This window comes from Deinococcus actinosclerus (assembly GCF_001507665.1).
In the GTDB taxonomy this organism is placed as follows: Bacteria; Deinococcota; Deinococci; order Deinococcales; family Deinococcaceae; genus Deinococcus; species Deinococcus actinosclerus.
Genome location: NZ_CP013910.1, coordinates 3,130,052 through 3,150,433, shown reverse-complemented (window position 1 = coordinate 3,150,433; position 20,382 = coordinate 3,130,052). Strand labels below are relative to the sequence as shown.

At 68.5% G+C, this 20,382-nt stretch carries 23 protein-coding genes and 1 pseudogene; 6 read left to right on the top strand and 18 right to left on the bottom strand.

Annotated elements, in window-relative coordinates; translation table 11 throughout:
* Positions 1–19: 19 nt before the first annotated feature.
* From coaBC to AUC44_RS15405, 4 genes are all read right to left on the bottom strand, one after another.
* Positions 20–1,201: a bifunctional phosphopantothenoylcysteine decarboxylase/phosphopantothenate--cysteine ligase CoaBC gene (gene coaBC, locus AUC44_RS15420; protein WP_062159899.1), complete on the bottom strand. Its 1,182-nt coding sequence runs from the start codon at positions 1,199–1,201 to the stop codon at positions 20–22.
* A gap of 117 nt (positions 1,202–1,318) precedes the next feature.
* Positions 1,319–1,963 (bottom strand): phosphate signaling complex protein PhoU, encoded by a 645-nt coding sequence (phoU, locus tag AUC44_RS15415; protein WP_046843648.1) that lies wholly within the window; start codon positions 1,961–1,963, stop codon positions 1,319–1,321.
* 207 nt (positions 1,964–2,170) lie between these two features.
* Complete coding sequence (locus AUC44_RS15410; RefSeq protein ID WP_231724477.1) at positions 2,171–3,139, bottom strand: sensor histidine kinase; 969 nt, start codon at positions 3,137–3,139, stop codon at positions 2,171–2,173.
* Entirely contained in the window at positions 3,136–3,825 is a 690-nt protein-coding gene (locus tag AUC44_RS15405; protein WP_046843647.1) for a winged helix-turn-helix domain-containing protein, read from the bottom strand. Before AUC44_RS15405 ends, AUC44_RS15410 begins: the two co-directional genes overlap by 4 nt.
* Positions 3,826–4,088: 263 nt before the next feature.
* Between AUC44_RS15405 and metK the strand changes: the two genes are divergently transcribed.
* Positions 4,089–5,303 carry a methionine adenosyltransferase gene (gene metK / locus AUC44_RS15400; protein ID WP_062159500.1) on the top strand — a complete coding sequence of 405 codons (1,215 nt, stop codon included), beginning with the start codon at positions 4,089–4,091 and terminating at the stop codon, positions 5,301–5,303.
* Positions 5,304–5,361: 58 nt separating this feature from the next.
* Here metK and coaD read toward each other — a convergent pair whose 3' ends face one another.
* The 3 genes from coaD to AUC44_RS15385 all read right to left on the bottom strand — a co-directional run bounded on the left by coaD (position 5,362) and on the right by AUC44_RS15385 (position 6,814).
* Positions 5,362–5,892 carry a pantetheine-phosphate adenylyltransferase gene (gene coaD / locus AUC44_RS15395; protein ID WP_062159499.1) on the bottom strand — a complete coding sequence of 177 codons (531 nt, stop codon included), beginning with the start codon at positions 5,890–5,892 and terminating at the stop codon, positions 5,362–5,364.
* Positions 5,893–5,904: 12 nt separating this feature from the next.
* On the bottom strand, positions 5,905–6,483 hold the full coding sequence (locus tag AUC44_RS15390) for an RsmD family RNA methyltransferase (protein WP_062159498.1): 579 nt from the start codon (positions 6,481–6,483) through the stop codon (positions 5,905–5,907).
* Positions 6,484–6,559: 76 nt separating this feature from the next.
* On the bottom strand, positions 6,560–6,814 hold the full coding sequence (locus AUC44_RS15385) for a hypothetical protein (RefSeq protein WP_062159497.1): 255 nt from the start codon (positions 6,812–6,814) through the stop codon (positions 6,560–6,562).
* A gap of 45 nt (positions 6,815–6,859) precedes the next feature.
* On the opposite strand from AUC44_RS15385, the gene AUC44_RS15380 reads away from it, so the two are divergent.
* Positions 6,860–7,132: a DUF3248 domain-containing protein gene (locus tag AUC44_RS15380; RefSeq protein WP_046843642.1), complete on the top strand. Its 273-nt coding sequence runs from the start codon at positions 6,860–6,862 to the stop codon at positions 7,130–7,132.
* A 13-nt stretch (positions 7,133–7,145) separates the two neighbouring features.
* Positions 7,146–7,613 carry a DUF3809 domain-containing protein gene (locus AUC44_RS15375; protein ID WP_062159496.1) on the top strand — a complete coding sequence of 156 codons (468 nt, stop codon included), beginning with the start codon at positions 7,146–7,148 and terminating at the stop codon, positions 7,611–7,613.
* A 54-nt stretch (positions 7,614–7,667) separates the two neighbouring features.
* Here the strand turns inward: AUC44_RS15375 and rsfS are convergent, their stop codons facing one another.
* From rsfS to cdaA, 5 genes are all read right to left on the bottom strand, one after another.
* A complete protein-coding gene (rsfS, locus tag AUC44_RS15370) occupies positions 7,668–8,033 on the bottom strand; it encodes a ribosome silencing factor (RefSeq protein WP_062159495.1) in 366 nt (121 codons plus the stop codon).
* 170 nt (positions 8,034–8,203) lie between these two features.
* Positions 8,204–9,442: an LCP family protein gene (locus AUC44_RS15365; RefSeq protein WP_335338676.1), complete on the bottom strand. Its 1,239-nt coding sequence runs from the start codon at positions 9,440–9,442 to the stop codon at positions 8,204–8,206.
* Between the two features lie 2 nt (positions 9,443–9,444).
* Positions 9,445–9,969 (bottom strand): bis(5'-nucleosyl)-tetraphosphatase (symmetrical) YqeK, encoded by a 525-nt coding sequence (yqeK, locus tag AUC44_RS15360; protein ID WP_082689215.1) that lies wholly within the window; start codon positions 9,967–9,969, stop codon positions 9,445–9,447.
* A 223-nt stretch (positions 9,970–10,192) separates the two neighbouring features.
* Positions 10,193–11,164, bottom strand: a complete 972-nt coding sequence (locus AUC44_RS15355; RefSeq protein ID WP_231724475.1) for a CdaR family protein — start codon at positions 11,162–11,164, stop codon at positions 10,193–10,195.
* Complete coding sequence (cdaA, locus tag AUC44_RS15350; protein WP_062159494.1) at positions 11,161–11,949, bottom strand: diadenylate cyclase CdaA; 789 nt, start codon at positions 11,947–11,949, stop codon at positions 11,161–11,163. Before cdaA ends, AUC44_RS15355 begins: the two co-directional genes overlap by 4 nt.
* A 205-nt stretch (positions 11,950–12,154) precedes the next feature.
* Here cdaA and AUC44_RS15345 point away from each other — a divergent pair, with 205 nt between their 5' ends.
* On the top strand, positions 12,155–12,835 hold the full coding sequence (locus tag AUC44_RS15345; RefSeq protein WP_062159493.1) for a metal-dependent hydrolase: 681 nt from the start codon (positions 12,155–12,157) through the stop codon (positions 12,833–12,835).
* Positions 12,836–12,898: 63 nt separating this feature from the next.
* On the opposite strand, the gene AUC44_RS15340 is transcribed toward AUC44_RS15345, so the two are convergent.
* From AUC44_RS15340 to AUC44_RS16330, 6 genes and pseudogenes are all read right to left on the bottom strand, one after another.
* The gene (locus AUC44_RS15340; protein WP_062159492.1) at positions 12,899–13,801 is read right to left on the bottom strand and encodes an acyltransferase; all 903 of its coding nucleotides are present in this window, start codon (positions 13,799–13,801) and stop codon (positions 12,899–12,901) included.
* A gap of 101 nt (positions 13,802–13,902) precedes the next feature.
* Positions 13,903–16,128, bottom strand: a complete 2,226-nt coding sequence (locus AUC44_RS16715; RefSeq protein ID WP_157445409.1) for a hypothetical protein — start codon at positions 16,126–16,128, stop codon at positions 13,903–13,905.
* A complete protein-coding gene (locus tag AUC44_RS16335; protein ID WP_197408555.1) occupies positions 16,128–17,105 on the bottom strand; it encodes a PilW family protein in 978 nt (325 codons plus the stop codon). The genes AUC44_RS16715 and AUC44_RS16335 overlap by 1 nt, the downstream gene beginning before the upstream one ends.
* Positions 17,098–17,424: a hypothetical protein gene (locus AUC44_RS15335; protein ID WP_231724474.1), complete on the bottom strand. Its 327-nt coding sequence runs from the start codon at positions 17,422–17,424 to the stop codon at positions 17,098–17,100. The genes AUC44_RS16335 and AUC44_RS15335 overlap by 8 nt, the downstream gene beginning before the upstream one ends.
* 30 nt (positions 17,425–17,454) lie before the next feature.
* A pseudogene (locus tag AUC44_RS17385) lies at positions 17,455–17,508 on the bottom strand (prepilin-type N-terminal cleavage/methylation domain-containing protein); the annotation flags it as partial.
* On the bottom strand, positions 17,498–18,004 hold the full coding sequence (locus tag AUC44_RS16330) for a pilus assembly FimT family protein (protein WP_157445408.1): 507 nt from the start codon (positions 18,002–18,004) through the stop codon (positions 17,498–17,500). The pseudogene AUC44_RS17385 and the gene AUC44_RS16330, both read right to left, overlap by 11 nt.
* A gap of 166 nt (positions 18,005–18,170) precedes the next feature.
* Between AUC44_RS16330 and AUC44_RS15330 the strand changes: the two genes are divergently transcribed.
* Complete coding sequence (locus AUC44_RS15330; RefSeq protein WP_062159490.1) at positions 18,171–19,865, top strand: dynamin family protein; 1,695 nt, start codon at positions 18,171–18,173, stop codon at positions 19,863–19,865.
* A gap of 92 nt (positions 19,866–19,957) precedes the next feature.
* The gene (locus tag AUC44_RS15325) at positions 19,958–20,338 is read left to right on the top strand and encodes a RidA family protein (protein ID WP_062159489.1); all 381 of its coding nucleotides are present in this window, start codon (positions 19,958–19,960) and stop codon (positions 20,336–20,338) included.
* The last annotated feature ends 44 nt before the right edge of the window (positions 20,339–20,382 follow it).

The window sequence follows — 20,382 nt, the reverse complement described above, 5'->3', positions numbered from 1 at the left end:
CCGCCGGGCAGAACCCCGCTCAGCCCTGACGGGGCAGCAGCCGCGCCGCCTCGGTCAGCAGCCGCTCGGCCACCTCGCGCTTGCTCACGCGCGGCCAGTCCTCATGCGAGCCGTCCGCGCGCACCAGCGTCACCTGATTGTCGTCCCCGCCGAACGCCGTGCCCTCCCGCGTCGGGTAGTTCAGGAGGATAAAATCCGCGTTCTTCCGTTGCGCCTTGCCCGCCGCGCGTTCCACGCCCGCGTGCGTCTCCATCGCGAAGCCCACGAGCACGCGGTCCCCCTTCTCGCGGCCCAGTTCCGCCAGGATGTCCGGGTTCGGCGTCAGGTGAATCGTCACGTCGCCCGCCACCTTTGCCTGCTTCTCGCCGCTCTGGGTGGCCGCGCGGTAGTCCGCGACCGCCGCCGTCATCACCACGATGCCCGCCTCCCGCGCGGCGTCCACCACGGCGTCCCGCAACTCCAGCGCCGACTCGATCCGCACCACGCGCACGCCCGCCGGGTCCGGCAGCGTCACCGGGCCGGTCACCAGCGTCACGTCCGCGCCCCGGTCCCGCGCGGCCTCCGCGACCGCGAAGCCCATCTTGCCGCTCGACGGGTTGCTGATGAACCGCACCGGGTCCAGGTACTCCCGCGTCGGCCCGGCCGACACGACCACACGCACGCCCGCCAGATCCCGCACCGGGGCAGGGGAGGCGTCCCCCTTCAACAGGGCCAGCGTCGCGTCCGCGATGTCATCCGGTTCGCTCATGCGGCCCACGCCGCGCCCCTCGCCGCGTGTGCCGAACGCCCCCACCTCCGGCCCCAGGAACCCATGCCCCCAGCCGCGCAGCGTAGCCGCGTTCGCCTGCACCGCCGGGTGCGTCCACATCAGCTCGTTCATCGCGGGCACCCACAGCACGGGGCCGCGCACGCTCAGGAGCGTCGCCAGCGCCAGATCCCCCGCGTGCCCGTGCGCCGCCCCGGCCAGCAACTCCGCCGACGCGCCCACCACCACCGCCGCGTCCACCCGCGCGAGCGTCAGGTGCAGTGCGTCCGGCCGCGCCTCGAACCAGTGCGCGTCCGTGCCCACCGGCCCGTCCGCCGCCGTGCTCAGGCTCAGCTCCGTGATGAACGCCAGCGCCGCTCGGGTCGCGATCACCCGCACCTCCGCCCCACGCTCGCGCAACCGGCGCAGCACCGACGGGGCCTTCACCGCCGCCATGCTCCCCCCCACGATCACCAGCACGCACGGACGCTCATCAGCCGTTCTCACGGGTACAGGATAGGCATAAAACACCGCCCCCCGGTTCCGGAAGGGGCGGCGTGCGTGGGTGCGGCGTCAGCCTTCGCGCTGGCCGGTCACCCAGTAGCGGACGCGTTCGGAAATGTTCTCCATGTGATCCCCGACGCGTTCCAGGCTGCGGCCCACCCGCATGAGCATCAGCGCCTTGCTGATGTTGCGGGGGTCCTCGAGCATGTACGTCACGAGTTCACGCTGGATCTGCTCGTACAGGTCGTCCACCTCGTCGTCCATCTGCACGGTCGCCTCGGCGCGCGCCACGTCGCGGTCGGCGATGGCAGTGCGGAGGTTCTGGCTCATCTCGCCCAGCCGGTCGAGCATCCGCGCGAGGTTCACGTAGCGTTTCAGGGCCGGGGCCTGCGCGAGCTCCGCGCCGTCCTCCGCGACGTGCACGACGTAGTCGCCCATGCGCTCGATGTCGCTGAGGCTCTTGAGGATCAGGGCGACCATCCGCAGGTCCCGCGCGACCGGCTGGTGCAGCGCGATGATCCGCAGGCACTCGGCCTCGATCTGCGCTTCCTGGGCGTCCACCTCGCGGTCGAGGGCCTTGACCTCCGCGAGGCGTTCGACGTTCTCGCGCAGCAGGACGTCCCCGGCGACGGGGAGCATGCGCTCGACGGTGCCGAGCATGTTCAGTGCGCCGTTCAGGACGGCACGCAGGTCGTTTTCGAGGGCTTCACGCATGGGGACTCCTGTGTTGAACGTAGCACCCCGCACGGCGGGGGAGTGTCAGGAAATGGTCAGCTGGCGGGGGCAGGCGCTCTGCGCTGCGGTGACGGGCGGACGGCACGCCCATCACCTCCACTTCACGCGCCTGTTCTGGTCGGTTTCTCGCTCCGCTCGGGTCCGGGGGGCTTTCAGGTACGGCACCTTCACGCCCCCGGACCACCGTCAGCCGATGCCGCCCACGCCGGGCAGGGTGAAGCAGAAGGCGTTCGCGTCGCCGCGCCGCTCGGCCCAGGCCTGCCCGCCCCAGCCGTGCACGATGCTGCGGACGATGTACAGGCCCATGCCGCTGCCCTGCCCGGTCGCGGCGCGGCCCCGCGTGTGCGCCTTGAACAGGCTCTCGGTGTCGGGAATGGGCGTACCCCGGTCGAGGACGCTCACCTCGATCCAGGTGCCGCGTTCATGGGTCTGCACCTCGACCTGCCCGGCAGGCGGGCCGTACTTCAGGGCGTTCTCGATGAGGTTCAGCAGTACCTGCAGCAGCTTGTCCGGATCGGCCCGCACGAGGTGATCCTGCCCGAACGTGACGCTGGCGCGGCGGGCGTTCAGGTCGCCCGAGAGGAGGCGCTCGGCGCGGGCGAAGGCCTCGGCCAGCGGCAGGGTGCGGGCGCGGGTGGGCCGGAAGCCCACGGCGAGGTCCTCGGCCAGCCGCGCGAGGCGCTCGGTCTCCTGGAGGCCCTGCCGCACGAAGTTCTGCGCGAGGTCGCGGGGCATGTCGTACTCCAGCGCCTCCAGCACGCCGCGCAGCGCCGCGACCGGCGTGCGGAACTCGTGCGAGAGCACTGCGGTCGCCTCGCGCAGTTCCGCCTCGCGGCGGCGGTGCTCGGTGACGTCCTCCACGATCAACGCGCCCAGCGTGCCGTCGCGGGTGGCGGTGCAGCGCAGCGTGCGGCCCGTGACCTCCAGTTCCAGCTCCCCGCCGCGTTCGAGCAGGGTCTCCAGGGTGTGGCGGCGCACGACCTCCAGCACCGGGCGGCCCGCGGCGCGCTCCTGCGGCACGCCCCACAGCCGCGCGGCGGCCGCGTTCACGCGCGTGACCAGCCCAGCGTCCGTCAGCAGGACCGCCTGCGGCAGCGCGTCGATCCAGTGATCGGGCGTGCCCACCGCGCGGCCGGTGGCGTCCGGGGCCGTCACGCGCCGTCCGTCCAGGGGCGCATGCGGTAGCCCTTGCCGCGCACCGTTTCCAGGAAACCGGGTTTACCCGGGTCGTCGCCCAGATGCGCGCGCAACTGCGTGACGTGCTGATCCACGGTCCGCTCGCCCCCCAGGAAGTCCGCGCCCCACACCCGGTCGAGCAGTTCCGTGCGGGAATACACGCGCCCCACGTGCTGCGTCATGAACGCCAGCAGGTCGAACTCGCGCCGCGTGAGGTTCATGCGGCGGCTCCCCACCCGCGCCTCGGCGGCACTCACGTCCACGCTCAGGGGGCCGTTGCTCAGGACGGCGGGCACGTCCGGCTGCGTGCGGCGCAGCAGCGCCCGCACCCGCGCCACGAGTTCCGCTGCACTGAACGGCTTGGTCAGGTAGTCGTCCGCGCCGGACTCCAGACCCTCGACCCGCTCGGCCTCGGCGGCGCGGGCGGTCAGCATCAGCACCGGCATGCGGCGCAGTTCCGCGTCGGCCCGCAGGCGGCGCAGGAAGCTCAGGCCGCTCTCGCCGGGCAGCATCCAGTCCAGCACCAGCGCGTCCGCGCCGGGCAGCACGTCGAACGCGCCGGTCACGGACTCCAGGGCGGTGACCCGCAGCCCCGCCCGCTCCAGGTGAAAGCGCAGGACGTCCCGGACGGTCCCCTCATCCTCGATGACAACGACGTGGCTCATGTCCCTTCATTCTTGAGGCTCAGGTCAGGCGAGTGTCAGCCCGCGCCCACAGTTGACCCGACCCGCAGATTCTCTCGACCACAGCCAATGGGTGGCAGAGCTGGACATCGGTGGCGTTCGCCCCTGTCGCCCTCCTGTGCCCTGCGGTACGCTGCTGGGTGCAACCGCGCGCCAGTCCCGGCGCTGGGAGCCGTGCAGGGACCGCAGCGACATCCCTCTCCAGGTGGTTCTGTGAGACGCCCCCCCGCACGCAAGGAGCGAACATGCGGAAGTACTACACCTCGGAATCGGTGTCCGAAGGGCACCCCGACAAGCTGGCCGACTTCATCTCGGACAGCATTCTCGACGAGTTCCTGCGCCAGGAACCCGGCAGTCGCGTCGCGGTGGAGACGCTGCTCACCACCGGCATGGCCGTCGTGGCGGGCGAGGTCACCGCCGAGACCGCCCACGTGGACGTCCAGAAGACCGTCCGTGACGCCGTCAAGCAGGTCGGCTACACCCGCGCGAACTACGGCTTCGACGCCGAATACAGCGCCGTGCTGGTCAGCCTGCACGAGCAGAGCCCCGAGATCGCGGGCGGCGTGAACCACAGCGAGGAGTGGCGCGGCATGTCGGGCGAGCAGCGTGAACTTGCGCAGAACGCGCACTCCATGGTCGGCGCGGGCGACCAGGGCCTGATGTTCGGCTACGCCACCGACGAGACCCCGGAACTCATGCCGCTGCCCATCAGCCTCGCGCACAAGCTCACGCGGCGCATCGCGGCGCTGCGCAAGGACGGCACGCTGCCCTACCTGCGCCCCGACGCGAAGGCGCAGGTCACGGTCGTCCGCGACGGCGAACCCCACGAGGCCACCGAGACCCTGGTGGACACCGTCGTCATCAGCACCCAGCACAGCGAGGACGTGAGCCAGGAACAGATCCGCGCCGACATGATCGAGCACGTGATCAGGGCCGTGATCCCCGCCGAGTACCTCACCGCTGACACGAAGTACTTCATCAACCCGTCGGGGCGCTTCGTCATCGGCGGCCCCCACGGCGACACCGGCCTGACCGGGCGCAAGATCATCGTGGACACCTACGGCGGCGCCGTGCCCCACGGCGGCGGCGCGTTCAGCGGCAAGGACCCCACCAAGGTGGACCGCAGCGCGGCGTACTACGCCCGCTTCATCGCCAAGAACATCGTCGCTGCGGGCCTGGCCCGGCGCGCGCTGGTCGAGGTCGCGTACGCCATCGGCCGCGCCCAGCCCGTCAGCCTGCGCGTCGACACGTACGGCACCGGCACCGTCAGCGACGACCGCCTCGCGCAGATTGTGGCCGAGCACTTCGACGCGCGCCCCCAGGCGATCATCGCGGAACTCGACCTGCGCCGCCCCATCTACGCGCAGACCGCCGCGTACGGCCACTTCGGCCGCCCCGAATTCCCCTGGGAGCAGACCCACAAGGCCGGGGCCCTTAAGGCCGCCGCCCAGCAGGACTGAGCCCCAATCAGGAACGCGCCGCCCCCAGCCTGAACCGGGGGCGGCGCGTTTTCTGGCTTCAGCTGCCTGCGGTCTGGGCCTGCAATTCCGCCTCGCGTTCCTCGTACACGTCCGCGTGCTTGCGGCGCAGGGCGCTGGCGCTGGCGCGGGGGACCATCTCGCTGACGTTCCCGCCGTAACTGGCGATCTCGCGCACCATGGAACTGCTCACGAAGCTCCAGCGGGTGGCGGCCATGATGAACACCGTCTCCGCGTCGCCGATCTGGCGGTTCAGGTGCGCGATCTGCAACTCGTACTCGTAGTCGGACACGGCGCGCAGGCCGCGCACGATCACGCTGCCGGTCTCCTGGCGGGCCATGTAGTCCACCAGCAGCCCGCCGAAGGAGTCCACGCTGACGTTGGGGAAGTGCGCCGTCGCCTCGCGCAGGATCTCCAGGCGCTCGTCCAGCGTGAAGAGGTGGCGGCCCTGCTTGCGGGCGTTGTGCATGACCGTCACGGTCACGTGGTCGAAGATCCGCGCGGCGCGCGTCAGTACGTCCATGTGCCCGCTGGTGATCGGGTCGAACGAGCCCGGGAAAACGGCGTTCATAACCCCGCCACCTTACCCGATTTCGTCCTCGTCGGCGCCGTCCGCGTCCGGCTCCGGGGCGTCCGGGTGCCAGTACAGCGTGAGGGTGTTGCTGCCGTACTCGCGTTCCTCGCGCGTGAAGCCCGCGTGCCCGGGCAGGTGCAGCCGGTCCGGGTGCTGGCACACCAGCAGCCCGCCGGGCGCGAGGACGCCGCTGGCGAGAATCTGCGCAGTCAGCTTCGGGATGTCCGCCTCGTACGGCGGGTCGCTGAACACCACGTCGAACTGCCCCAGGCGTTTCAGCAGCGCCCCGGCGTCCCCCTTGACGATCCGCACCCGCAGGTCCAGGGCGCGGGCGTTCGTTTCTAGCGCCCGCACGGCCCGCGCGTCCTTCTCAACCAGCGTCACGCGGTACCCGCGACTCGCGGCCTCCAGCCCGATCGCGCCGCTCCCGCCGTGCAGGTCGATGAACTCCGGGTATCGCCCGGCGGGCGCGCGGGCGGCCAGCAGGTCGAACAGGCTCTTGCGGACGCGCGCGCCGCTGGGCCGGGCACTGTCGGGCACCTGCAGGCTACGGCCCTTCGCCGTACCGCCCAGAATTCGGAGACTCATTTCAGGCTCCTGGGAGTGTGGGTGGGGGAGGGGAACGTCATCCCTTCAGGATAGAGCACGGTGCACTTGGCCCGGCTCAGCCCAGGTGGGGCGCGGCAGCGTCGAAGCCGTCCAGCGCGCCGGGCTGGAGCTGCCAGTCCTCGCCGTCGCGCGTGGCCTGCCCCGCCTGCACGAGGCGGTTCAGTTCGGCCTCCACCCGCTGCTGCACGCGCCGCAGCGGCATGTCGTCCGCACCCTCCACCCCTCGCCACGTGAGAAACGCGCGGTGAAAGGCGGGCAGGTCATTCAGGCCCACGTGGGTTTCCAGGGCGCGCCAGCTGATGCTCGTCATGCCACCCGTTCTACGCCGCGCGGCGGGCCGCGTACAATGGCGGGCATGACCGATCTGCCGGGCGACCCTGCCGAGCTGCCGGACTCCAGCGCCCTGGAGGCCGCCTCGCCGGAACTGGCGCGCGCCCTGGACGCACTGGGCGGGCAGCTCGTGTGGCGCATCGGGAAGGACGAGGCCAGCGACGACGTCGTGGTGCGGCTGGGATTCGCGTCCGCCACGCCCCGCTTCGCGCACCTGCCCCGGCTGCGCAGCGCCGGGGACGCCGAGTTGCAGGCGGCGCTGGCCGAGAAGCGAGTCGTGATCGAGTGGGTCGATTGAGTCCGGTGCTCGCGTGATCGTCGAGGCGACGCAGGACTTCACGCTGCCCTGGACGGGGGACGACGCGGCGGCGCTGGCGTTCGTGCGCGACCCGGCCCGCGCACTGGCCCGCGTGCGCTTCCTGCGGGACCTGCGTGCCGATGGTGAGGGCGTGCGCGGCGAACTGCTCGTGCCGCTCCCCGGCCTGGGCGAGGTGGACCTGCCCTTCCACAGCGCCCTGACCGCCACGCCGGACGGGGGGGCGCTCACCCCGCAGGCCATCAGCGGCGAGCGCGCCTGGGTGGAGGTCGCCGGTCAGGCCCGCCTGGACGGGGGTGCGCTGCACTTCGCGTTCCAGTTCCGCGCGCACCTCGCCACGCCGGACGCGCAGGGCTGGGGCGGCGCGGCGTTCGAGAAGATGATCCGCGCCGCCGCTGCCCGCACCCTGGAGCGCGTGGCGCGCGAACTGCCCGCCGGGATCGCGCAGGCCGCGCAGGAGTAACGCAAAACGGGAGCGTCCCAGCTCACTTGGGGCTGGGACGCTGCGCTGGTTCGCTCAGGCTTTGACTTCGGGGAAGTCGAGGACGCGCGCGTCGCTCCAGAGGCCCTCGAGGTCGTAGTACTCGCGGGCGTCCTTGGTCATGATGTGCACGACGACGCTGCCGCCGAACGCGAGGAGCAGCCAGCGTTCGCTGGGGCCCTCCACGCTGGGGCGGGGCAGGCCGGTCGCCTGGGCCTTCTCGCGGATGTTCTCCTGCACGGCGTTCAGCTGGAGGCCGGCGGTGGCGGTGCAGATCACGAAGTATTCGAGGGTGCTGCTGACGTCGGTCAGGTCGAGGACGGTGACGTCTTCGGCGCGGCGTTCGCGGGCGGCGTCCACGATGGCGCGCAGCTGGTTCATGGTGGTGGTGTCGGGGGTCATGGGGGCTCCGGGTGTTGAGTGGGGGCGGGTGGGGTGCGGGATCGGCGCGCGGCGCGGGGGCCTGTGGTGGCCTGAGCGGGCCGGGGCGCGCTGCAATGGATCAGTCTACAGGGCGCGGGGCGGGACACGCCCCTACCGTGAATTCATTTCAGGGGAGCGGCCGTGTGGGGTCAGGGTGCAGCGGTGCCCGGGCCTTTGAGGGCCGCGAGGCTGTCGGCGGCGTCCGCGCTGAGCAGGATGCCGACCTCGCCCGCGCTGACCGGGAAGCGTTCGCCCTGGAGCCTCGGGAGGTTCAGGGTGTCGGCCAGCTGCGCGGCGTCCGAGACGTCCTGCTGCGTGAACACCTGACTGGCCTCGCCGCTGCGCGGGGCCGGGGTGACCTGCACGTTGCGGTAGCCCAGGGCGGTCAGGGCGCGGGTCAGGGCCGGGCCGAGGTTCTCGCCGCTGGCGTCCACGACCGTGATCTTCAGTTCCGGGTTGGGTGGGGTGGCGGGCACGTCGCCCCACACCTGCGCGAGCCGCTCGCGGTTCACGGCGAGGTTGAAGGTGCCGGGGATCGGGTCGGTGGGCAGGGTGGCGAAGCTGAGTTTCAGCTGCCCCAGGTAGGGGCGCAGGGCGGCGATGGTGGCGGGGTTCACGTCGGTCTCCACGCCGTTGCCGATGCCGCCCAGGATGGTGGGCAGCGCCGCGAGACCCTGCGGGGTCCGGAGCTTGCCGGCGAGCTGCGTCAGGGCCTGTTTCTGGTGGTCGATGCGGCCGTAGTCGTCCCCGAAGCCCTTACGGACCCGCAGGAACAGCACGCCCTCCTTGCCTTCGAGGTGGTGCGCGCCGGGCGCGAGTTTCAGGTTGACGCCCGCCGCGTTGTCCACCCACTCGATGCCGGGTTCGGGCACCGTGACGTCCAGGCCGCCCAGCGCGTCAATGACCCGCTCGACGTAGTCGGTGCGGACCACGACGTACGAGTCGATATGTTCGCCCGTGATGGTCTCGGCCGCCTTCACCAGCGACTGCGGGCCGCCCCCCGAGAAGTACTGGCTGTTGATCTTCTGCAGGGCCACGGACCTGTAGCGGTCGAAGGGCCCGACGTTCGTGTCGCGCGGGATGTTCAGGACGTGCGCGGTCGTGCCCTGGATCTTGACGAGCATGACCGTGTCCGTGTTGGGCGGCTGGGCCAGCCCGGTGCGCTGATCCTGGTTCTTGCAGGGCTGCTGGTAGTAGCAGTACACGATGTCCCGCCCGGCGATCAGCACCGTGAAGCTGGGCGCCTGCCCGGGGACGGTGGCGGCGGCAGCGGTGGGGCCCGCGCCGCTGAGCAGCGCAAACCCCCCCAGGGACAGGGCGGAGAGGGACAGGCCGAACGCCTGCAGGGCGCGCAGCCCGGCGATGCGGGGGGGAGGGGGGTTGGTCACGTTCACTTGGGGCAGGGGAGGTGGGCGTTGCAGGGCAGGGCGTGGTAGGCCTTCAGGGTGCGGGGGTGCACCTGAATGCCGCGGCCCTGAAGGTACGTGACCTTGGAGACGATGGCGCGTTCCAGGGCGGCGGTCAGGTCGGTCAGGGCCAGTTCGCGGATGTCGGCGTTCACGCCACGGCCGGGTTCGGACACGTCGGCGATGTATACGCACGACGAGACGGGGTTCCCGCCGCGCGGACCGGTGGTGTGATCCTCGACGGCGTCGAGCACGACCTGATCCTGATAGCCCCACCGTTCGAGCAGGGTGCGGGCGGCGCGGCCGTGCAGGGCCAGCGGGTGCGCGGCGTCGATCTCACACTCGGGCGGCGCGAGGCGCAGCAGTTCGTGGTCCGGCAGGTCCCGGGCGATGTCGTGCAGGACGCCGGCCGCGTAGGCGCGCATGTCGTCCAGGCCGTTGGCGCGGGCGATCTGCGCGGCGAGTTCAGCCACGCGCAGCACATGCTCGTAGCGGCGCGGCTTGACCATCAGCCGCACCCGTTCCTCCCAGCCGGTCCAGGCGGCCACGCCGGGGGGCGGGGGCAGCACCTGGGCGATCACGCGAGTATGTGGCCGTTTCTCCACATCATACCTCCGACTATACGCCCCTCGCCCGCTGTCAGCTGACACCCGGGTCACTTTCTGACGCCCGGCTGACGGGCGTCTGGGCCGTCCAGGGCGCGGCCTGCGGGGGTGCCGGGGTCCGGCCGGATCAGGGGGTGCGGCGGGTCACGGTCAGGCGGACGCTGACCGACTCCAGCGCCTGGGCGCCTGCGGGAACATTCAGGCGCACCGGCGCGGTGTAGGTCCCCTCCCGGTAGGTGACTTCCCCCGAGATCTCCCGCAGGCGTGAGAGCAGTTCAGGTGCGGCCACCACGCGCACCGTGCCCGGCTGCACGCTGACCGCCGTCACCTGCAGCGTGGCGGGCGGGTCGTTCAGGGTCACGCGCAGGGTCTTCACCGGCAGCTCCCCGGTATCCACGCGGCGCACCGTGACCGTGCTGGGCCGCATGGTGACCCCGGTGACCGGCAGGCCCGCCGAGTCCAGCGCGACCAGCGGCACCTCCCGCTCGGCGTTCGCCCCCAGGCCCACGGGGCTGGTCACCAGCCGGGCCACGTTCACCACCACCCGGCCCGCGCCGGAGACGGTCGCCTCGGCAGGCGTGACCTGGTAGCGCGGCAGGCTCGACTCCGGCGGGCTGGTCACGCTGAGCGTCACGGGCAGGGTGCGGGCCACCTGGGTATCCACGAAGCCCTGGACCCGGGTGGGGGTCACGCGCTGCAGGGTCGTGCCGCCCGGCGCGGTGACGGTCACCGTGCGCGTGAAACTGCCCTCCGGCGCGTCGGTGACGTCCACGACCGCCTCGATACTGTCAGGTTGCAGGTCGCGCAGCCGCTCGGGGCGCCCGGCGAGAATCACCCGCACGGAGGCCGGGTTCAGGCTGCTCGTGGCGCGCTTCTCCTGGCCGTTGCCGGTGGTGTCGCGCACGGTGACCGGCACGTCGAAGCCCTGCTCCACGTTCGCGCGCCGGTCGGCGGTGGCCACGAACCACAGCGTGACCGACACCGCCAGGGCCAGCAGCTTCGGCAGCAGGTTGTGCGTCGTGCGCGCCCAGGCGTAGCGGGGACTCAGCCAGCGCCGCAGCCAGTGCAGCCGCCCCTGCATGCGGTCACCCACACTCACGCCTTCACCTCCGGCGCCGGGTCCGGCAGGGGGCTGTACCCGGCCGGGTCGTACACCAGCGTCCGCAGGTGCTCGCGCAGCTCCGCGCCCGTCAGATCCGGCCCCAGCCGCCCGCCCAGCGCCACGCGCATGCTGCCGCGCTCCTCGCTGACGACCAGTACCACCGCGTCGGTCAGTTCCGACAGGCCGATCGCCGCGCGGTGCCGCGTGCCGTAGCGGCGGTACGTGCCGTCACTGGACTGCAGCGGAAACAGACACCCGGCCGCGATGACCCGCGAGCCCTGGATGATCACGCCGCCGTCATGCAGCGGCGCGTTGCGGGCGAACAGGGCCTCCAGGAACGGCACGCTGACCAGCGCGTCCAGCGACACGCCGGTCGCGGCGTACTCGCCCAGCGGCGTGCGGCGCTCGATGGCAATCAGCGCGCCCGTCTTGCGTTCCGCGAGGCGTTCCATGGCGCGCGCCAGGTCCTGCAGCGCCGCGCCGCTGGCGCCGGTGTCCCGCCCGCGCGGGCGACCCACCCGCTCCAGGACAGCCCGCAGTTCCGGCTGGAACAGCACGATCAGCGCGAAGATCCCCACCGTCCCCGCCCGGCCAAGCAGGTACGACAGGGTGGTGAGGTTCAGCAGCTGCGCGGCCACCCACACCCCCGCGAACACCAGGATGCCGCGCACCACGTTCACGGCCCGCGTGCCCGCGACCAGCAGGTAGCCCTGGTACACCAGAAACGCGACCAGCAGGATGTCCAGAACGTCCCGGACACTGACCTGTCCAAGCGGGGGCATCAGGGCGGCGTACTCCTTTCACGGGCGCGGGGGCGGAGGGGCGGGGCAAGCGAAGTCGCGCCCACTATACGGTCTGCGCCCTATGAGAACGGCAGCCTCACGGCCCGCGCGTCCACCGGAAGATGGACACGTGGGCGGGAACGCGGGAACGCCCACAGTCGCGCGCCGGCCCCGCGCGTGAAGCTGACCCGACCGGAGGTTCCACATGAACATTCACTTCATCGGCCACAGCACCTTCCTCCTCGAGAGCGGCGAGCACCGCCTGCTCATCGATCCGTTCATCGAGGGCAACCCGCAGGCCACCGTCACGCTGGCAGAGGCGCGCGAGTGGAAGCTCAGCGCCGTGCTGATCAGTCACGCGCACGGCGACCACTGGGGCAACGCCCTGGACTTCGCCCGGGCCGGCGTGCCCCTGATCGCCACCGCCGAGATCGCCGGGTACGCCGGGAAGAACGGCGCGACCCAGCCGGTCGGCATGAACATCGGCGGCACCTACCGCGCCGAGTGGGGCAGCGTCACGCTCACGCCCGCGTGGCATTCGTCGTCCTTCCCGGACGGCACCTACGGCGGCATGCCCACCGGCCTGATCATTGAACTGGGGGAAAAACGCGTGTACTTCGCGGGCGACACCAACCTCTTCAGCGACATGAGCCTGATCGGCCAGCGCGGCCTGGACGCCGCCCTGCTGCCCATCGGCGACCACTACACCATGGGCCCCGAGGAAGCGGCCCGCACCCTCGACCTCCTGAAGCCGAAGGTGGCGATCCCCATGCACTACGGCACCTTCCCCCCGCTGACCGGCGACCCCGCCGTCTTCCGGCGTGAGGGCGAGGCGCGGGGCGTGGACGTGCGCATCCTGAAGCCCGGCGAGCACACCACGCTGTAACGCCGGACAGGGGAGAGGGGGCGACCGGGGTTGATGCCCGGTCGCCCCCTCTCCTGATCGGCGTCAGCCCTGCCCGGTTACCAGTGGGCGCGGCTGCTCCTGCTCCTCCGGCAGTCGCGTCTGGTTCGGCGTGGGGTCCGGGAACTCCGGGTTGGCCTTGCGGTCCGCCGCCCGCACGAACGACCGGGAATCCACGTGCACCTCCTGCGGCTCACGCACCTTGAAGCGTGTGGTTCGCGCCGGAACGCCCATCGCGATCCCATGCGGCGGGATATCCCCGCGCAGCAGCGCGTGCGTCGCGAGCATCGCGTCGTCACTGATCACGCTGCCCGCCAGCACCGTCGAGTGGTACGTGACCCGCGCGCCCCGGCCGATCACCGTGCGCCGCAGCGTCACGTCCGGGCCGTCCAGCACGCTGTGCGTATGACTGTACACGTTCACGTAATCGCTGATGCTGGCGTTGTCGTGCAGTTCGATCCCGCCGATATCGTCCAGCAGCACGTGCCGGTGCACGACCACGTCGTCCCCGACTTCCATGTTGTACCCGACGCTGAACTCCACGTTCTGCCAGCACTTGAAGTCCCGCCCCACCCGCCGGAACACGTGCCCCGCCAGCACCCGCCGCAGCGGAATGCCCAGCACCGGATTCTGCCCCACCGGCGTCAGATCCGCGTTCTTCCACAGCCACAGCAGCGGCTTGACCCGCGTGAACGCCTCCGTGTCCGTCGCCATGTAGTACTCCGCCTCGAACGTCACGTTCCGCGCGTCCACATTCAGCGCCGCCAGCGGCGCGTCCGCCCGGAGCTGCGCCACGGAGCGCCCATACATGATCTCCGAGAGCACCCCGGCCGCCAGCTCGAACCGGTCCGTGCCCGGATCCGACAGGCGCGCGTCCAGATCACGCAGGAACTCGTTGTAGGTCGCCTGCGCGTCCTGACCAATCTCCACCGGCTTGAGCCACGTCACGCCCACAGGCTACCACCTACAGTGAAAAACAAAGTGGACTTGAGGAGAGCCGCGTCCTCATTGCTCCATGCCGCAGCTCTCCTCGCCAAATGCAGGTACGGTTACTGCTGACTGAAGTTGCGTACGAAGTTGTCCTGCTTGATGTACACGAAGCGTGGAGTGAGCGGAGGCAGATTTGCGGAATCCCGGAAATTAGTCTCGAAGGCCCAGTTACGTACAGGAGGGTTATAGATGGGATTGCCCAACACAAAGTCCCCGACCGCGTGCTGAGGTTTATCCAGACTGACCAGCGAACCACGGTAGCTATATCTTTGAGCGCCGTTGGGGTTCCCGCCGTTGGCCCCCCAGTCTTCGTGGAAACGCATCATGTTATGGACGCCCCCGCTTGTCTTGCCGATGCCACTGTAGAGGGCGCCTTCGTCGCCGGTGGTTGCAGTACCAGCTAGAATCGCGGTGTTGACAATAGTCTCGCCATTCACGTAACGACAGTTCAAATTGTAATGAGAGCGCATGTCGCCACTTGGAAAAGGAGTCTCAGCTATGCTCGGCAATGGGATTTTCCAATCCAGCCCCCCCGAGGGCAAGTATTGTGCATCTGACTTATTGGCGTAGGTGAAATAGTCTCTATTCAGAATTCGGGTTCTAAGGGGCTCGGTTGCGCTCTTCATTCGGTACATATTAGTAATCTGATAGCCTGCTGGCGGTGTTTGAATAAGAGTGTTGTATTTGTAGCTGGGATAATAAGTTAATCTAACCCAAGAATTGGGCGACGGGAAGCTGCCATCCCGTGCTGCACAAGTAGAAGGATCAGGAGTTGCATCATCCCAGGAGTTCGAGAGGATATTCATGCTGTCAGCCAGAATTGCACTGGGGACCCAGTCACTGCTGCCGGAGGACGCCTTGTTGAAGTCTCCGACAATGTAGGCCGCTTGATCGGTCACGAAGGTCACGCCCATGGGTTTGGTCCCATCGTTGCTACGAAGTACCGCGCCGTTACGAAGGCGCACCCCATAGTTGTTCGGCAACGCTGGATCTGTCTGAGAGATAGCTCCGTTACTGCCGCTGCCCAGGACGCCCAGCAGGCCGCTCGTGACAGTGTCGCTGGCTGAATCATCAACTGTGAGGAAGATCACCAAGCCACCGTCCGTGGAGTTGCTGAGGCCACCAGAGACCCCGATGTTTGTGGCCTTCTGAATGCAGGTGAGGAGCTCCCGCACGTCAATTTCCAGCAGGCGTTTGGTAGCCCGCTCTGGTTGATTTGCAATATCTTCCCAGTACTGCGCCTCGCGGTTGTCGCGGAACGTGTAGCTTCCTGACGCCGCCTTGCTGTAGTTACAGGCGCTGCTGGATGGAACAGTGATCACCGTTCCATTGACCGTGACCATCTGAGCTTCCCACGTTGTACCCAGGAGTCCACCACGCCTCTTGAGCACGACGCGGAGATCCGCTTTCTGCCAGTACTCGGCGCTCGCACTCGGTTGCAGGGCCGCAATACTGGGCACCTCCAGTTCCCCGATCTGACTTTCGACCGTGCCGCCGTACTGAGTTTTCAGATTGGTGTTCGTCAACGCCGTGCCACTATTGCAAGCAAGGCTCTTCATGGTGCCGGCATTGTCAGCAATATTGACGGTGCCGGTGCAGACGTTGGAACGCTTCTGACGGCGGTAGATGTCGTGTGCGCCCGTCAGCTGTCCACTGATACTCAGGGACACGTCCGACCCAGCGTCCAGAAAGATGTTGCCGTTGCTGTGAATCGGGCCGGTAAAGCTCAGCTGCGCCGTGTTGTCGAACTCCATGTCCTTGTCGAAGAACACGGCGAACTGAAACAGCGGTACCACGCGGCTGCGGAAGACCAGATTGGCGATTGCCTCCGGATTGCCACTGCTATTCAGTGCCTGACCGTACACGGTAAATGGCGTTTCCTGAGCTGTCAGGTTCGCAAACCGCTCACCGACTGGAATGGTGATCGAGGCTGGCGTGCCGCTTCTCGTAACGTAGCTGCGGGCCGCGCGTCCGTTGACAGTCAGGTTTTCGCAGGCCATGTCACCGGAGCCAACGTCACTGCCGGTGCAGGGCTGGCTGCTTGATGGCGATGTGCCGGACGGCGTGAGAAAACCCTTGAATTGCCGGCGAATACGGTCTGCACGGGCGTTCAAGACGGCTTCGGCCACGTAGAAGCCGCTGCTGGATGCCGACGTGTTTCCCGCTGTGCGGGCATTGTTGACTGTGATGATCGAGTAGGTGATCAGCATGAAGCTCATCAGGGCGACTAGGCTCAGCACGAGCACCATGGAAAACCCCTGCTGATGTGAACGGGAATGGAACATCAATTGCCTCCTCGGGCCGTTTCGACGTTGCGGGGAAACACAGTGGCCTGGAACGTACGCGTCTTATTGCGAGTGAGTCCCCCCGTCGCACCGCTCAGCGTGAGCCGAATGGACTTCAGGCGACTCCAGGGGCCAGTGCTGCTCACGGCAGTCACGGTCTCGTCGGGTTTCACCAGGTTGGCGCTGATATCGAACTGCGATACGTCGAAAGCCACCGGCTGAGCTTCGGCATCCGTCTGACCGTTGCCAGCCAGTCTCAGTTCGTTGGCAGTGCGCATGTAGCGCCTCTCGTCAATCAAGATCAGCAGTGTGTTGCTGCTGACGGTATAGCCGGACGGCACGCCACCATCAATCGTCACGGAGATGCGGCGTTCAGCAGAGGGCGTACTACTTGAGGGTATAGCCCCCACACTCCGGACGAAGACGGTGGCCAGCCGTGGCGCCGAGCCGCTCTGCGGCGTGTACAGCAAGGCGGTCTGCGGGCCCTGAGAGGCGAAATACAGTCGCCACGTCTTGACACGCGCGTCGTCCGGGTCGCTGCTCGATACAGTGTTGTAAGCGCAATTGGCAGTAGATGTCGTGCTTCCAGGGGGTGGGCCCACCACTTGAATACTGGTGCCGGAAACCGCACACACGGGGAGACGAGCAGGTTTCTGACCTATGTAACTGGTGGCACTGCCGACTTGAGAGGCGGTAAAGGGCGGGATGCTGCGCCGAATGGTCAGGCGCTGGCTGGCATTGTCAAACTCCACTCCGGAGATGCCCAGGTCTAGTTCCAGGTTCTCCCCAGCCTGACGCAGATCGTTCGCAATCATGTCTGCGGCGGCCTGTACGTTCTGGCTGGCCATGATACGCGCCGTGTCATCTTCTGTGATTTGATTGGAGCTGCTTAGGACTGTGGAAGCAACCAGAAGCACGGCAGCCAGCAGCGCCATGCCAACCAGCAGTTCGACCAGGGTGAAGCCGGATTTATTCACTGCCGAAGGCGGTGTAGTACGTTTCCGTACGTTGGAGGAGTTTGCCGTCATTACTTACCTCGACGCGGATGTAAACCGAGCTGGCTGTACAGGGCATTGCGGTCTTAATGTCGTTCGCCAAATCCAAAGGACAGAAATCTGTCATGACCTTGTATGTCTGCCCGCCGCGCACCACGGTGTTCTCCAGATCTGTGGCCTGGAGTGTCTTGTAGTCGCTCTGCTGCCGGTAGCGTTCCATGTACTCCTCGGAGATGCGCACAGCCTCGGCCTTGCGATTCACTCGAGCATTCGCGCTGGTATTGGCCAACAGAGCACTCATGACAGTACTCATGACAATGCCCAGGATTGCCAAGGCGACCAGTACCTCGATGAGTGTGAACGCCTGGGTGCCATCACGGTGCACTGGTCTTCACACCCCCCGCCAACGCGACCTGCACGGTGTAGCTGGAGCGTGAATCGGCGACTGTCAGGTTGGCGGCCGAATTGGCCTGCCCGCGCGGCGTGAAACATACGATGACGTTAGGACCAGAAAGAGGCACTGCATTGTTGGTGAACGTCACAGGGCGCCCCCTGATCCTGTCTGGTAACTGCACGGCTGTCTCGTAAGTGGTCCATTTCGATTGATCGGCTTCGCTGCAAGAAAGGGAGCTTTGCAGACTAAGAGTCTGATCGCTGTTCAGGACCATGCGGCGCGCCTGGGTGTTGGTGGCCGCGCTGGAGCGCAACTGCATCAGTGCAGAGTGGACGGTGCGGGCTGTATCACGGGCAGGGCTACGCAGGTTCAGCAGGCTGTACACGCCAACACTGGACAGAATGCCGAATATGGACAGAATTAGCAGTACTTCCAAGAGGGTGAACCCCTGGTTGATTTTCCAGTTTGAAGTCTTCGGGCTGATCATCGTGACCTCTCTGTACTCAGTCTGCTGTTCAGGGTCTGACAAATGAGGCACAGTGAAGGCTCCGGATGGTGTATGGGGCGCCCCTGTTCAGGGGGGCTCATGTGCGGGGGGCGGGGTCCAGATTTCCTGAAGGTGTGATCAGGGTGGGCCGCGTAGGCTGTCTTTTATGTTGGTATCGGATCGGGTGCAGGGGCTGCTGTCGCGTGAGCGGGGGCTGCTGGGGGACGTACAGGCGTTTCTGGAGGCCCAGGGTGCGCCGCCCGAGGTGATCGGCCACGCCCGGCAGGCGCTGCGCAATCTGGATGAGGCCTTCCTGCTGGTCGTGGTGGGTGAGTTCAATGCGGGCAAGAGTTCGTTCGTGAACGCTTTGCTGGGCGCGGCGGTGCTGCCGGAGGGTGTGACGCCCACCACGGACCGTATCTACGTGCTGGTGCATGGCGAGCAGCCGGGGCAGATGGAACCCACTGCCGATCCGTTCGTCAGTCGTCTGACCTATCCCTTACCCAGTCTGGAGGGCGTGGCGCTGGTAGACACGCCGGGCACGAACGCGATCGTGCGGCAGCATCAGACGCTGACGGAGGGGTTCCTGCCGCGCGCGGACCTCGTGCTGTTCCTGACGTCGGCGGACCGGCCGTTCACGGAGTCCGAACGGCAGTTCCTCGAGCTCGCGGCCCGCTGGGGGCGCGGCGTGATCATGGTCGTGAACAAGGCCGACCTGCTGGAAACCGCCGAGCAGCGCGAGCAGGTGCGCGCATTCGTGGAGACGGGCGCGCGGGGCGTGCTGGGCCTGACCCCGCCAGTGCTGCTGATCAGTGCGCGCGGCGAGCAGCGCGGCGGGGACGCGGGCTTCGCGGCGCTGCGGTCGCTGTTGCAGGCGCGCCTGTCGGAGACGGAACGCACCCGCCTGAAACTCCTGAGTCCGCTGAATACCGCCTCGCAGCTCCTGAGTGGTGAGGTCACCCGCGCCGACGCGGCCCGCGCCACGCTGGGCGACGACCTGCGCGTGCTGGGCGACCTGGAAGCGCAGCGGGCCACGCACGGCGAGACGATGCTGGGCGAACTGGACGGGCAACTGAACCGTGTCGCGCGCCTCCTGAGCGAGTTTGAGGTCCGCGCGGACCGCTTCATCGACGCGCGGCTGCGCTTCTCGAACCTGCGGGGTCTGCTGAACAGCCGCGAGCTGGAGGAGGACTTCCGGCGTGAGGCGGTCGCGGACCTGCCCGAGGCGATCGACCGGCAGTTCGGCACGATGATCGACCGCTTCGTGGAGGCGAACCTGCACTTCTGGGAGGACGTGCAGGCGTTCCTCATCCGCCGCCAGCCCAGCCAGGAGGTGGCCCGCACCCGCTTCTCGTACGACCGCGCCGCGCTGCTGGACGGCATCGCCGGGTCGGCCCGCGAGCACCTCGCGACGACGACTGAGCAGGAACTCGCGCGGAACCTCTCGCGGGACGCGGAGGACGCCATGAAGGGCGTGATCGGCGGTCTGGCGGGCGGCGTCGGGATCGGCGCGGGCATCGGCGCGCTCGTGGGGGCCAGCGCGCTGGACTTCACCGGGGGTATTCTGGCGGGCCTGACACTGGGCAGCCTGGGCCTGTTCGTCCTGCCGAACAAGCGCATCCAGGCGCACCGGCAGCTGCGCGCCCGCGTGGCGGAACTGCGCGAGGCGCTGGAGCGCATCGTGCGGCGCGAGTTCGAACGCGAGCAGGACCGCGCCGACACGCGCCTGCACGACGCGATCAGTCCCTTCACGCGCTTCACCCGGCAGGAGCAGGCGCGGCTGGACGCCGCCCGCACCCGCTCCGGTGAGCTGCGGGCCGAACTGGACGCCCTGCAGGCCGAGGTCAAGGCGCTGGGGTAACTGCCCCGGCCCCCGGCTGTGCCGCGCGGGGTGACAGCGCCCGTGCAGACGACGCCCCCGCCCCCGCCGGCGGGGGCCGCCTAGGCTGGGGCATGCGGCAGAACATCAGCAGCGGCAGCCCCTGGGAAGCGAAGATCGGATACGCCCGCGCCGTCAAGGTCGGGAACGTGGTGCACGTCAGCGGCACGACCGCCACCGTGAACGGCGAGGTCGTCGGCGAGGGCGACCCCGCCGAGCAGACCCGCGCGGTCCTCGGCATCATCCGCCGCGCCCTGGAAACCGCCGGGGCGCGTCTGGAAGACGTGGTGCGCACCCGCATCTACGTGACCGACATCCGCCAGTGGGAGGAGATCGGCCTCGCGCACGGCGAGGTCTTCGGCGACATCCGCCCCGCCACCACCATGGTGCAGGTCGCCGCGCTGATCGACCCGCTGCACCTCGTGGAAATCGAGGCCGAGGCGATCCTTCCCTGAAGGGCATCCCCGCTTGGCAGGCAGCGTGGCGCGTGGCAGGCTGG